This is a genomic window from Mycolicibacterium brisbanense (genome assembly GCF_001570425.1).
Lineage (GTDB): Bacteria > Actinomycetota > Actinomycetes > Mycobacteriales > Mycobacteriaceae > Mycobacterium > Mycobacterium brisbanense.
This window is the reverse complement of record NZ_BCSX01000053.1, coordinates 49,601-62,132: the sequence shown is the minus strand read 5'-3', so window position 1 is coordinate 62,132 and position 12,532 is coordinate 49,601. Positions and strand designations below refer to the sequence as shown.

The window sequence follows — 12,532 nt, the reverse complement described above, 5'->3', positions numbered from 1 at the left end:
GCCTTAGAGGGCGACCCCGATCGCGACGAGGAGCACCGCGATCAGCGGGAAGATGCCCTGCGTGATGGCGGCGCGGGCCTTGTCCGGCGAGGTGGTCAGCAGAACCAGCGCCGCGGCCAGCATCGAGCCGACGCCGGCGAACACCAGGGCCACGCCGACAGCATTGTGCCCCAAGGCAATTGCCAGGATGCCGATGCCTGTGACGATGGCCAGGAAAAGGTTGTAGAAGCCCTGGTTGAACGCCAGCTCCTTGGTGATCTCCGCGGTTTCCGCGGTGGTACCGAAGGTCGCGCGTGTGCGCGGCGAGGTCCAGGTGAGCGATTCCATCACGAAGATGTACACGTGCAGAACCGCGGCGAGGGCGGCGAAAACCAGACCGGCTATGACCATGACGACTATTCAAACAGCCCGGCCTGGCCCAGGCCGGTTATCGGCGGCTGCATGCCGAGGTGCGTCCAGGCCAGCGGCGTCGCCACCCGGCCCCGCGGGGTGCGCGCCACCATCCCGGCACGGACCAGGAACGGTTCGCACACCTCCTCGACGGTGGTGGCCTCCTCCCCGACCGCCACGGCCAATGTGGAAACTCCCACCGGCCCACCGCCGAAACTGCGGGTGAGCGCGGAGAGCACCGCCCGGTCCAGCCGGTCCAGACCCAGTTCGTCGACGTCGTAGACCTCCAGGGCGGCCTTGGCGATGTCGCGGGTGATGTTGCCGTCGGCACGTACCTCTGCGTAGTCACGGACCCGGCGCAGCAGCCGGTTGGCGATGCGCGGCGTGCCCCGCGAACGCATCGCGATCTCGGCCCCGGCCTCCGCGCCGAGATTGATGCCGAGGATGCCTGCCGAGCGGGCCAGCACGCGCTCCAACTCCACCGGCTCGTAGAAATCCATGTGCGCGGTGAACCCGAACCGGTCCCGCAGCGGGCCGGTCAGCGCGCCGGACCGGGTGGTCGCGCCGACGAGGGTGAACGGCGCGACCTCCAGCGGAATCGACGTGGCTCCAGGGCCTTTCCCGACGACGACGTCGACGCGGAAGTCCTCCATCGCCAGGTACAGCATCTCTTCGGCGGGGCGCGCGATGCGGTGGATCTCGTCGATGAACAACACGTCATGCTCGACGAGGTTGGACAGCATGGCCGCCAAGTCACCCGCCCGCTCGAGCGCGGGACCGGAGGTGAGGCGCAGCGACGAGCCCAGTTCCGCGGCGATGATCATGGCCAACGACGTCTTGCCCAGGCCGGGCGGGCCGGACAGCAGGATGTGATCCGGTGTGCCACCGCGGTTCTTGGCGCCTTCGAGCACCAGCTGCAACTGCTCGCGCACCCGCGGCTGACCGATGAACTCGCCGAGCGAACGGGGCCGCAGGCTGGCGTCGATATCACCTTCGCCGACGGTCAGCGCCGGCGTCACCTCGCGATCGTCGGGCTCCTCGGTATCGTCGAATCGACCCATCTACGTCTACTTCTTACCCAGCATCGACAGCGCCGAACGCAGCGCACTGGACGTGGTGGCTTCCGGGTCGTTGGCCAATACCTTGTCGGTGGCCTCTTCTGCCTGTTTGGCCGGAAAACCAAGGCCGACAAGGGCTTCCACCACCGGACCGCGCACCGCGTGACCGCCGACGCCGCCCGTCGCACCGGGCGTGACGGCCCCGATCTTGTCGCGCAGCTCCAGCACCATCCGCTCGGCCCCGCGTTTGCCGATACCGGGCACCCGGGTCAACGCCGTCACGTCGCCGTCGGCCAGCGCCTGACGCAACGCCTGCGGGTCGTACACCGCCAGCGTCGCGAGCGCGATCTTCGGACCGACACCGGACACCCCGAGCAGCGTCAGGAACAGATCCCGCGCATCCCCGTCGGCGAACCCGTAGAGCGTCATGGAGTCTTCGCGCACGATCATCGCGGTGATCAGCCGTGCCTCGGTGCCCCGACGCAGGTTCGCCAGGGTCGTCGGGGTGGCCATGACCTTGTAGCCGACACCAGCAGCCTCGATCACGGCGTGATCGAGAGCGATGTCGATGACCTCGCCGCGGACCGATGCGATCATGCCCGGGCCGCCTTGAGCCGGGCCTGATACTTGCGGCGCTGCTCGGCCGCGAGCGCCTCCGCGGCGGCCATCCGCGCGAGCATGGGTGCTCGCCAGCAATGGCAGATCGCAAGCGCGAGCGCGTCAGCCGCATCGGCGGGGGTCGGTTTGGCTTGCAGTGCAAGGATTCTCGTGACCATCTCGGTGACCTGAGACTTGTCAGCCCGGCCGTTGCCGGTGACCGCGGCCTTCACCTCGGACGGCGTGTGGAAGTGCACGTCGATGTCCCGGCGCGCGGCTGCCAGCGCGATCACGCCACCGGCCTGGGCGGTGCCCATCACCGTCGACACATTCTGCTGCGCGAAGACCCGCTCGATGGCGATCACGTCGGGCCGGTGGGTGTCCATCCAGTATTCGACGGTGTCGCTGATGGTGAGCAGCCGCTTCTGCAGCGGCGCATCGGCCGGGGTGCGGACCACGTCCACATCCAGCGCGATGACCTGCCGGCCCTTCCCGTTCTCGATCACCGACAGGCCGCACCGCGTCAACCCGGGATCCACTCCCATCACCCGCACGCGAACCCTTTCGTCAGAACATCTGTTCGAGAGCCTAGCGCGGGCCACCGACCGGGTGCGGCAGGGACACACCATGCACACCTACATGCCGAGGCGCGCACCGCGGAGCATCTCGACCGCCTCGGCGGCCCCACTGATGTCAACCTGCGCCGCGCCCTGCCGACCGAACAGATACAACAGCAGTTCACCCGGCGGTCCAGCGATGTGAACAGCGAGCGGCCCGCCTTTGACCGTCACCCGCGCGCCGGTTCCGGCCCACTCCAGCTCGAGTCCGAGACGCCGCACCCGACGCGCAAGAAATCTCGCGGAGCGCCGGACGTTTCGCCAGAGTGCCGCATCCATCTCCGGCGAGTTCGCGCGAGGTCCGAGCCCGATCGCCCGTCGCACATCTTCGTGGTGAACGAAGAACTCGTTGAGTGATGCGAGGTTTCGCACCCAACCGATGCGGAAGAACCCGCGAGGCGGTCCCGATCGTATCGACGCGACAAGCGACGAGAAATCGTTGCGCGACAGTGCGATTCGTCGCCGCTCGGCACATCGGGCCCACGCACCCGGCACGACGAGACCCGGCGCGGCGAGAAGGTCGCGCTCGCGAAGGACGAGGTGAGCCGCGAGATCGCGCGTCGTCCACGACCCGAGCAGGGTGGGTGCATCGGGACCGAGCTCGTCGATCAGGTCGGCCAGACGTTCCCGTTCGACGGCGTCGAACCGCACAACGCCTGCCATGTCGCCGAAGTCTAGCGACGAGGACGTATGGCAGGCTGGGCTCATTCCGGCCGCCCCTGCTGTTGCTCGCCGGCAGCACGACTCATCGGAGGTTGCACCATGCACGTCGTGATCGCAGGCGGACACGGCAAGATCGCCCTGATCCTCGAAAAGCTCCTGACCGAGCGCGGTGACTCGGTGACCGGACTGATCCGCAACCCGGCCCAGAGCGACGACCTCGAAGCCGCAGGCGCCCGAGCGGTCGTGCTGGACCTGGAACAGTCCTCGGTCGAAGAGGTCACCGACCAACTACGCGGCGCCGATGCGGTGGTGTTCGCCGCGGGTGCCGGGCCGGGTAGCGGCGCGGCCCGCAAAGAGACCGTCGACCGCGACGCGGCCATCCTGCTGGCCGACGCGGCCGAGGCCGCCGGGGTGCAGCGGTATGTGATGATCTCCGCGCTCGCCGCCGACGACCGGACCCTCGATGACGGCTACGACGAGGTCTTCCGCGCCTACATGCGGGCCAAAGCCGACGCCGACGCGAACGTGCGCGCCCGTCCCGGGCTGCGGACCACGATCGTGCGGCCCGGCGGGCTCACCGACGATGCGGGCACCGGCGTCGTACGGATCGCGGAATCCACCGGGCGCGGCACCATCCCCCGAGCCGACGTGGCCGCTGTGTTGCTGGCTGTTCTGGACGCGCCGGCGACAGCCGGGAAGACGTTCGAGGTCATCTCCGGCGAGGCCCCGATCGCGGCGGCGGTCGCCGCGATCGGCTAGGGGGTCTACGCGGCAGACGCGGCGGCCGGGCCCGCTTCGCCGGCCGCGATGGCCGACTTGAGCTGTTCGATCCGGTCGTTGGTGGCGCGCCAGCCGCGCACGGCTTCCTCGACGACGATCTTGTGCTGACGGCGCACGACGATGATCCACGGCGTGCCGAACAGCGACCGGGCCAGCACCCACAGCGGCAGCAGCAGCAAGAGCAGCAGAAACTCGGCGGCGACCAGCACCGCCAGCAACACCACGGGAATCAACAGCACGAGCACGGCGATGTTCAGCACGATGCTGATCACATCGTCACCGTCGGACAGGGACATGTCACCGACACCCCAGTCTTCCGGCATCTTTCGGCGCGGGCGCCACGGCAGCCACCGCCGGCGCACCGTCCACTTCACATTCTGGGGATCGCGAACGGCCCCCACTACCGGCTACTCCTCGTCGAGGGCTGCGGCAACATCGTCGGGGATGTCGACGTTGGTGTACACCTCTTGCACGTCGTCACTGTCCTCAAGCGCATCGACCAGCTTGAGCACCTTCCGTGCGCCGTCGAGATCCACCGGGACGGTGACCGACGGCTGGAAGCTGGCCTCGGCCGAGTCGTAATCGATACCGGCGTCCTGCAGCGCGGTGCGGACCGCGACCAAGTCAGAGGGCTCGGAGACGATCTCGAAGGCGTCGCCCAGGTCGTTGACCTCCTCGGCACCGGCTTCGAGCACGGCCATCAGCACGTCGTCCTCGGTCAGGCCGTTTTTCTCCAGCGTCACCACGCCCTTGCGGGAGAACAGGTAGGACACCGAGCCGGGATCGGCCATGCTGCCGCCGTTGCGGGTCATGGCGACCCGCACCTCACCGGCGGCCCGGTTGCGGTTGTCGCTCAGGCACTCGATGAGCACCGCGACACCGTTGGGTCCGTAGCCCTCGTACATGATGGTCTGCCAGTCGGCGCCACCGGCTTCTTCGCCTGCACCTCGCTTGCGGGCCCGCTCGATGTTGTCGTTGGGCACCGAGGTCTTCTTGGCCTTCTGGATGGCGTCGTACAGCGTGGGATTTCCGCCCGGGTCACCGCCGCCGGTACGCGCGGCCACCTCGATGTTCTTGATCAGCTTGGCGAATTCTTTGCCACGGCGCGCGTCTTTGACGGCCTTCTGGTGCTTTGTGGTGGCCCACTTGGAATGGCCGCTCATGCAGGTACGCCCTCTTTCTGGTGAAACTCCGGCTGCCCATTCTACGTGGGCCGACGCCAGCTTCCGTGCGGACGGGCCCTTGTATGGCTGCCGGACCTCGGCGTGCGGTGCGTCGTCGACGCATGAGCGGGGTGGTAGCGCGCCACCACCACGGCTGCCCGGCGGCACTTGTCGGCGGGCCGGCGCATGCTGGCCGCAACCCACGACAGGAGGCGGCGCCAATGTGCTGGCAATGCGACAACCCCAACGGCACCATCGAGGAGTACCTCGACGGGCTATGCGCGACGATCGATGATCACGGATGGGCCGTGCAGAGCGTCCAAAGCGACAAGCGACCGTTCTGCTACACGGTCGGATTGCACCGGCATGGACTGTCGGAGCTCATCATCACCGGGATGGCGGCGCACGCGGCCGCCCGGCTGTTGAATTCGATCCCGGGTGGGGCCACGGCCGACGTAGGCAACCTGTGTTGGGCATCCGGGCGCCGATAGCGCCGGCGACGGAATAGGACCAACCGGCACGTCAATTCGTCGACTGTGCCGAACTTCGCTATTTCTTCAGCGGGGCGCTCAGGTCGTAGACCGTGTCCGTACCCACCTTGGTCGAGGTGAAGTTCGCCTTCACCCAGTCGGTGATGTCAGAGTGCGAATTGTTGCCGAAGAAGCCACCGCCGTGGTCCTTGGGTTCCGGAAGGATGTAGTAGGTGATCTGCCGGTCCGCGACGTAGGCCTGGAACTGTTCGAGCGTCGGCACCGGGTCGCTACCGGTGAAGCCACCGATCGCCATCACCGCGGTGTTGGTGGACAATTCGAGGTTCGCCGCTGCCGAGGAACGGTTGATGGCCGCCGACCATTTGGTGTTCGTGCCCCGCAGCATCGAATCCACGCCGGGGTTGTCGGTGAACCAGCCGTGCCCGTGGTTGTCGTCGGGATCGGCCGGTCCGACGCTCGGGCCGCCACCGGTGTGCGGTTGACCGAGGGTCGCGACCGTGTACGCCGTCGTGCCGGCGAACCCGCCGACCAGTGCCGCCGCCAGTGCGGCGATCGCGACGCCGCGGCTGCCGGCGCGCAGTCCCCACAGCAGAGCCACCGTGGCCAGCACGGCCACTGCAAGGATGGCCCACCGCAGCGGTGGCAGCCAGGACGCATTGCGGCCCAGGATCCAGAAACTCCACGCTCCGGTTCCCAGAAGCATTGCCACCAAACCGATCTGCCCCAACCGGTCGGCGCGGCGGCGCCACATCTCGTGGATGCCGATCGCGAACATGGCGGCGACGGCAGGTGCCAGGGACAGGCAGTAGTACGGGTGCACGTTGGTCTTCATGAAGCTCAGCACGAGACCGTCGATCACCAGCCAGGTGCCGAACAGGATCGTCCCGGCCCGCACGATGTCGGTGCGCGGCGCCCGCCCGCGCGATACCAGCACCAGCACCACCGCGAGCAGCGCCGCGGGCACGAGCCAGCCGATCTCGAAACCGAACTCGCCGGTGAACAGCCGTGGCAGGCCCTGGACCTGGTTGCCCCAGCCACCGAAACCGCCGTGGTGCTGGGCGGCAGCAGCGCCCGGGCCACTCGTCGGATCGGGCGCCGGGTGGGCGCCCGGCTGCATGCCGTAGTGATTGTGGCCCAGTACGCGGCCGAACCCGTTGTAGCCCAGCACCAGGTTCATGAAGTTGTTGTCGGTCGAACCGGCGAGATACGGCCGCGACGACGCCGGCCAGAGCAGAGTGAGCAGCACGAACCAGCCCGATGACACCAGGAACGCGACCAGCGAGCCCAGCAGGTGCAGCAACCGACGGCGCATCGTGACCGGGGCGGCGATCAGGTACACCGGGCCGATTGCCGGCATCACCATCAGCCCCTCGAGCATCTTGGCGAGGAAGGCGAAGCCGAGCGCGACGCCGGCGAGTGCCATCCACCGCGCGCCATGCTGTACTTGCTCCTCGCGTGCGCCATGCTGTTCTTGCTCCTCGCGTGCGCCATCCCGCCCCAGGGCGCGCACCGCGCAATACGCAGCCGCCGTCATCAACAGCACCATCACCGCGTCGGGGTTGTTGAACCGGAACATCAGCGCCGTCACCGGCATCAAGGCCAGCGCGGCGCCGGCCAGCAGCGCGGCACGGGGCCCGCTGATCCGACGGACCGCCGCATACAGCAGCCACACCGCACCGACGGCCATGAGTGCTTCGGGGATCAGCATGCTCGCACTGCTGAAGCCGAACAGCTGACCCGAAAGCGCCATCACCCACTGCGACACCGGGGGCTTGTCCACGGTGATGAAGTTGTTGGAATCCAGCGACCCGAACAGGAGGGCTTCCCAGTTCTTGGAGCCGGCCTGCGCCGCGGCGGCGTAGAACTCGTTGCCCATCCCGTTGATGGTGATGTTCCACAGGTAGGCCAGCGCGGTGCCGACGAGCAGTACCGGTAACGCCAGCCGCTCGGCCGACGCGAGATCCCAGCGAACCCTGCGCGGCGGCGAACCGGGCTCGACGGCAGCGGGATCTTCGTCAAGAGTCGTTGTCACACGACCATTAAGACCTGCCCCGATTTGCCGAACCTATGTATCCGCCGGGGACTTCCTGTGTCCCGCCATAGCCCCAGGTCAGCGGATTGTAAGGGCCGTCACAACGAGTCGACGAACAGCTTGTGGATGCGCAGGTCGCCGGTCATCTCGGGATGGAACGACGTCGCGAGCATCGGCCCCTGACGCACCGCCACGATGTGCTCGGCCGCCCGGGCCAGCACCTGCACGTCGGGACCCACGCGTTCGACCCACGGCGCGCGGATGAACACCGCGTGCACCTGGGTGTCGAGGCCCTCGAAGTCGAGGTCGCCTTCGAAGGAGTCCACCTGACGGCCGAACGCGTTGCGGCGCACGGTCATGTCGATACCCTTGAGCGGCACCGCGGCACGCCCCTCGACGCCGGCATCGGTGATCTCGGTGGCCAGCAGGATCATTCCCGCGCACGACCCGTAGCAGGGCAAACCCTCGGCGATCCGCGCCCGTAGCGGTTCGAGCAGATCGAACTCGCGCAGCAGATGACTCATTGCGGTGGATTCCCCGCCGGGGATCACCAGAGCGTCGACCGCATCGAGCTCGGCGAGCCGACGCACTGTGCTCGCGTCGGCTCCTGCCGCGCGCAGGGCAGCCAGATGTTCCCTCGTGTCGCCTTGAAGGGCGAGCACTCCTACGTGTTTGGTCATTTTCCTTCCGAAGGCGTGAAATCCCGCGCGTAGCGAGTCAGCCCCTCCTGCATGACGGCCGCCACCATCTCGCCGTAGCGGTTGAAGATCTTGCCCTGTGTCAGCGAACGTCCCCCGCACGCCGACGGCGACGACTGGTCGTACAGCAGCCATTCGTCGGCGCGGAACGGGCGCATGAACCACATGGCGTGGTCCAGCGAAGCCACCATCAGATGCTTGCGCACATCGAGGTGGTTCACCTGGGCCGAGCCGAGCAGCGTCAGATCGCTCATGTACGCCAGCGCGCAGATGTGCAGGACGTGGTCGTCGGGCAGCGGGTCGCGGTGGCGGAACCAGACCTGCTGCTGAGACGCCTTGCCGGGCAGCTTGTGCACCTGGTCGCGCGGCACGATCCGGACGTCCCACTCGGCGAACTGGGCGAACCCGGCATCGTCGAACGCTCCCCCGGACCGGAATCCGGGCAGGTCGTCCGGGGGCGGCGCCTCAGGCATCGCGTCCTGATGTTCGATCCCCGACTGATCGGTCTGGAACGACGCGGACATCGAGAAGATCGTCTCGCCGTGCTGGATCGCGCTGACCCGGCGCGTGCAGAACGAGCCGCCGTCGCGAATCCGTTCCACCAGGTACACCGAGGGCGAGCGGGCATCACCGGGCCGCAGGAAATAGCCATGCAGTGAGTGCACCTGGAACCGCGGGTCGACGGTCCGTACCGCGGAGACCAGCGACTGACCGGCTACGTGACCGCCGAATGTGCGCTGCAGGAAGCCCGATTCCGGGCTGAACACGCCACCGCGGTAGATGTTGACCTCGAGTTGCTCGAGGTCAAGGATCTCCTCAATTGCCACCTGTTGTGTTTACCAGCCGCGTTCGGCGAGTCTGTGGGGCTGTGGGATGTCGTCGACGTTGATGCCGACCATTGCCTCACCCAGGCCGCGCGACACCTTCGCCAGCACGTCGGGGTCGTCGTGGAACGTGGTGGCCTTGACGATCGCCGCCGCCCGCGCAGCGGGGTTGCCCGACTTGAAGATGCCCGAGCCCACGAACACCCCCTCGGCACCGAGCTGCATCATCATCGCCGCATCGGCCGGGGTCGCGATGCCCCCGGCGGTGAACAGCGTGACCGGCAACTTGCCCGCCTTGGCCACCTCCACCACCAGCTCATACGGGGCCTGCAACTCCTTGGCCGCCACGAACAACTCGTCCTCACTCATCGAGGTCAGCCGCCGGATCTCACCACCGATCTTGCGCATGTGGGTGGTCGCATTCGACACATCCCCGGTACCGGCCTCACCCTTGGAGCGGATCATCGCCGCCCCCTCGGTGATCCGGCGCAGCGCCTCACCCAGATTGGTCGCCCCGCACACGAACGGCACCGTGAAGCGCCACTTGTCGATGTGGTTGGTGTAATCGGCCGGGGTGAGCACCTCGGACTCGTCGATGTAGTCCACACCCAGGGCCTGCAAGATCTGCGCCTCGACGAAATGCCCGATCCGCGCCTTGGCCATCACCGGGATGGTGACCGCGGAGATAATGCCCTCGATCATGTCGGGATCCGACATGCGCGACACCCCGCCCTGCGCCCGGATGTCGGCAGGCACCCGCTCCAAGGCCATCACCGCCACCGCACCGGCCGCCTCGGCGATCTTCGCCTGCTCCGGGGTGACCACGTCCATGATGACGCCGCCCTTGAGCATCTCAGCCATGCCGCGCTTCACGCGCGCGGTACCGGTCTGATTCGTTGCACCGTTCTGCACCGCGGTTTCCACTGCTATCTCCTCCAGATTTCTACTGATTCAGTCTAATCGAGCTGCCAAATCCATGGAATCCGCATCAACGGATGGCTTGCAGCTCGCGGCGCGCAGGTGCCCGAGTGCCCGTCTGCCCGTCAGACGACTGTTCGGCCAGGTCAACCGCCTGCTCCAAGAGCTCACCCAACTGCAACGGATACACGGTCTCCCCGCCGGCGACCAACTCGGCGATCATTGTTGCATCGCACCAGCGGTGGCCGTGGATGTAATGACGTTCCAGGGCGGTGCGGCCCGAAGCCGACGGTTCGAACCGCGCGGTGCGGTGGATGAAGAAGTACTCCTCGCTGCGGATCACCGATGCATTGAAGTCGATCACCGCGTCCCGGCGCCATACCGGTCCGATCAACGCAGCGGGGTCCACGCGCAGGCCGGTCTCCTCGGCGAGCTCTCGAACCGCCGCGGCAAGCAGATCCTCCCCCTGCTGCACTGCGCCGCCAACGGTGAACCACCAGCGTGGCGCCGGCTTGTCCGGCGCGTCGATCGCCGGGTCGCTGCCGCGCAGCAGCAGCACCGCGCCGGATTCGTCGAGCAGCACCACCCGCGCCGACGTGCGCCGGCTGACGGGACCCGCGGAGGTGCCCGACGCGTCGGCGCGCTCGGCGATCTCGAAGTAGCTCGGCAGCGCCGCGGTGCCACCCAGCCGCAAGGTGCGCACGGCGGGCCGTTCGCGCAGCGCGAGGGTGTCGCGCACGGCGTCGTTGTGGAAGCGACGCGCCAGCAGCACCCGTGCTTCGGCGTCGGCCAGCTCGGCGACCAGCGCCACGGGCAGCGAGGCCGGGTCGACCGCTGCCAGCGCGGCCGACAGATCGTTCTCGGCGGTTTCGCGGGCTGATCGGGGTGCGCGCTCGGCGGCGTCGGCGAGAGCGGCCAGCCGTCTGCCCTGCGGGCTGCCCGCATACGCGTCGACGGCGACTGCCCGGGCCACCACGGCGCGGCGCGCAAGAGCGCTGTCGAGGGCCTGCCACGAGAGGTCGTAGCGCACATGCAGCCGGTCCAGCCGGTTGGCCGTCTGGAAGGCCCACATCCCCACCAGCAACAGCACGACGACCAGCAGGATCAGCAGGCCGACGATGATCTCCGCGGTCATGAAGCCGAACCCCCGGCCGCGGCACTCCTGGCCGGGGTACCGGCGACCCGCACCTTCGTCCCCGATCCCGCGACGGTTTCGTACACCCGCATGATCTCGCCGGCCACCACCGACCAGTCGAAACGGCCGACGTACTCGGTGGCGGCCGCGACATACCGGGCCCGCGCGGTGTCGTCGGCGAGCATCTCGATCAGTCCGTCGGCGAGAGCGTCCGCGTCATCCACCGGCACCAACCGGCCCACCCTGCCGTCGTCGAGCACGCGCCGGAAGGCGTCCAGATCGCTGGCCACCACCGCGGTGCCCGCGGCCATCGCCTCGACCAGCACGATGCCGAAGCTCTCGCCACCGAGGTTGGGGGCGCAATACACATCGGCGCTGGCCATCGCCGACGCCTTGGTGGCGTCGTCGACCTGGCCCAGGAACCGCAGATGCGATGCGAGCTCGCCGGCCTGTTCACGCAGGGCGTCCTCGTCGCCGCGCCCGACGATGAGGATCTCCACGTCGGCGAACCGCTCGACCAGCCGCGGCAGCGCGGCCAGCAGCACCTCCATCCCCTTGCGAGGTTCGTCGAACCGGCCGAGGAACAACACCGTGCGACCGGAGCGCGGATAGCCGTCCAGCACCGGTGCATCGGCGAACGACGCCACGTCGACCCCGTTGGGGATCTCCACCGCATCGGACCCGAGGGCCTCCATCTGCCAGCGCCTGGCCAGGTCGGATACGGCGATGCGGCCGACGATCTTCTCGTGCAGCGGACGCAGGATGCCCTGGAACACCGACAGGGTCAGCGATTTGGTCGTCGAGGTGTGAAACGTCGCGACGATCGGTCCCTCGGCGATGTTCAGCGCGAGCATCGACAGGCTGGGCGCGTTGGGCTCGTGCAGGTGCAGCACGTCGAAGTCACCGCGCAGCAGCCACTTCTTGACCATGCGGTGCGTGGCGGGCCCGAACCTCAATCGGGCCACCGAGCCGTTGTACGGGATCGGCACGGCCTTGCCGCCCGACACCACATAGTCGGGCAGTTTGACGTGGGGCGACGACGGAGCGAGCACGCTGACCTCGTTGCCGGCCTCCCGCATCACCTCGGCGAGTTGCAGCACATGGGATTGCACGCCGCCGGGCACGTCGAAGGAGTAGGGGCAGACCATCCCGATTCGCATGGTTCA

At 68.0% G+C, this 12,532-nt stretch carries 15 protein-coding genes; 2 read left to right on the top strand and 13 right to left on the bottom strand.

Annotation, left to right across the window (positions count from 1 at the left end):
• Positions 1-3 precede the first annotated feature (3 nt).
• The 5 genes from RMCB_RS30530 to RMCB_RS30510 form a co-directional block, all read right to left on the bottom strand.
• Positions 4-390: a DUF1304 domain-containing protein gene (locus RMCB_RS30530; protein WP_062831740.1), complete on the bottom strand. Its 387-nt coding sequence runs from the start codon at positions 388-390 to the stop codon at positions 4-6.
• Between the two features lie 5 nt (positions 391-395).
• Positions 396-1,451, bottom strand: coding sequence for a Holliday junction branch migration DNA helicase RuvB (gene ruvB / locus RMCB_RS30525; RefSeq protein WP_029372293.1), 1,056 nt, complete (start codon positions 1,449-1,451; stop codon positions 396-398).
• 6 nt (positions 1,452-1,457) lie between these two features.
• Positions 1,458-2,045 carry a Holliday junction branch migration protein RuvA gene (gene ruvA, locus RMCB_RS30520; RefSeq protein WP_062831739.1) on the bottom strand — a complete coding sequence of 196 codons (588 nt, stop codon included), beginning with the start codon at positions 2,043-2,045 and terminating at the stop codon, positions 1,458-1,460.
• Complete coding sequence (gene ruvC, locus RMCB_RS30515; protein ID WP_029372290.1) at positions 2,042-2,599, bottom strand: crossover junction endodeoxyribonuclease RuvC; 558 nt, start codon at positions 2,597-2,599, stop codon at positions 2,042-2,044. Before ruvC ends, ruvA begins: the two co-directional genes overlap by 4 nt.
• Positions 2,600-2,680: 81 nt before the next feature.
• Positions 2,681-3,325, bottom strand: a complete 645-nt coding sequence (locus RMCB_RS30510; RefSeq protein WP_062831738.1) for a TIGR03085 family metal-binding protein — start codon at positions 3,323-3,325, stop codon at positions 2,681-2,683.
• Between the two features lie 99 nt (positions 3,326-3,424).
• Between RMCB_RS30510 and RMCB_RS30505 the strand changes: the two genes are divergently transcribed.
• A complete protein-coding gene (locus RMCB_RS30505; RefSeq protein WP_062831737.1) occupies positions 3,425-4,084 on the top strand; it encodes an NAD(P)H-binding protein in 660 nt (219 codons plus the stop codon).
• Positions 4,085-4,089: 5 nt separating this feature from the next.
• Here the strand turns inward: RMCB_RS30505 and RMCB_RS30500 are convergent, their stop codons facing one another.
• Both RMCB_RS30500 and RMCB_RS30495 read right to left on the bottom strand, forming a co-directional pair.
• The gene (locus RMCB_RS30500; RefSeq protein WP_062831736.1) at positions 4,090-4,506 is read right to left on the bottom strand and encodes a hypothetical protein; all 417 of its coding nucleotides are present in this window, start codon (positions 4,504-4,506) and stop codon (positions 4,090-4,092) included.
• 6 nt (positions 4,507-4,512) lie between these two features.
• Complete coding sequence (locus tag RMCB_RS30495) at positions 4,513-5,268, bottom strand: YebC/PmpR family DNA-binding transcriptional regulator (RefSeq protein ID WP_029372283.1); 756 nt, start codon at positions 5,266-5,268, stop codon at positions 4,513-4,515.
• A 122-nt stretch (positions 5,269-5,390) separates the two neighbouring features.
• Here RMCB_RS30495 and RMCB_RS30490 point away from each other — a divergent pair, with 122 nt between their 5' ends.
• A complete protein-coding gene (locus RMCB_RS30490) occupies positions 5,391-5,759 on the top strand; it encodes a DUF4262 domain-containing protein (protein WP_109784477.1) in 369 nt (122 codons plus the stop codon).
• 58 nt (positions 5,760-5,817) lie between these two features.
• Here the strand turns inward: RMCB_RS30490 and RMCB_RS30485 are convergent, their stop codons facing one another.
• The 6 genes from RMCB_RS30485 to RMCB_RS30460 all read right to left on the bottom strand — a co-directional run bounded on the left by RMCB_RS30485 (position 5,818) and on the right by RMCB_RS30460 (position 12,526).
• A complete protein-coding gene (locus tag RMCB_RS30485) occupies positions 5,818-7,791 on the bottom strand; it encodes an ArnT family glycosyltransferase (RefSeq protein WP_062831734.1) in 1,974 nt (657 codons plus the stop codon).
• Positions 7,792-7,889: 98 nt separating this feature from the next.
• Positions 7,890-8,471 carry a pyridoxal 5'-phosphate synthase glutaminase subunit PdxT gene (gene pdxT / locus RMCB_RS30480; RefSeq protein ID WP_062831733.1) on the bottom strand — a complete coding sequence of 194 codons (582 nt, stop codon included), beginning with the start codon at positions 8,469-8,471 and terminating at the stop codon, positions 7,890-7,892.
• Complete coding sequence (gene tesB / locus RMCB_RS30475; RefSeq protein WP_029372277.1) at positions 8,468-9,316, bottom strand: acyl-CoA thioesterase II; 849 nt, start codon at positions 9,314-9,316, stop codon at positions 8,468-8,470. Before tesB ends, pdxT begins: the two co-directional genes overlap by 4 nt.
• Before the next feature lie 9 nt (positions 9,317-9,325).
• Positions 9,326-10,237 (bottom strand): pyridoxal 5'-phosphate synthase lyase subunit PdxS, encoded by a 912-nt coding sequence (gene pdxS, locus RMCB_RS30470; protein WP_062831732.1) that lies wholly within the window; start codon positions 10,235-10,237, stop codon positions 9,326-9,328.
• Positions 10,238-10,301: 64 nt separating this feature from the next.
• Entirely contained in the window at positions 10,302-11,366 is a 1,065-nt protein-coding gene (locus tag RMCB_RS30465; RefSeq protein ID WP_062831731.1) for an NUDIX hydrolase, read from the bottom strand.
• Complete coding sequence (locus tag RMCB_RS30460; RefSeq protein WP_062831730.1) at positions 11,363-12,526, bottom strand: glycosyltransferase family 4 protein; 1,164 nt, start codon at positions 12,524-12,526, stop codon at positions 11,363-11,365. Before RMCB_RS30460 ends, RMCB_RS30465 begins: the two co-directional genes overlap by 4 nt.
• Positions 12,527-12,532 lie beyond the last annotated feature (6 nt).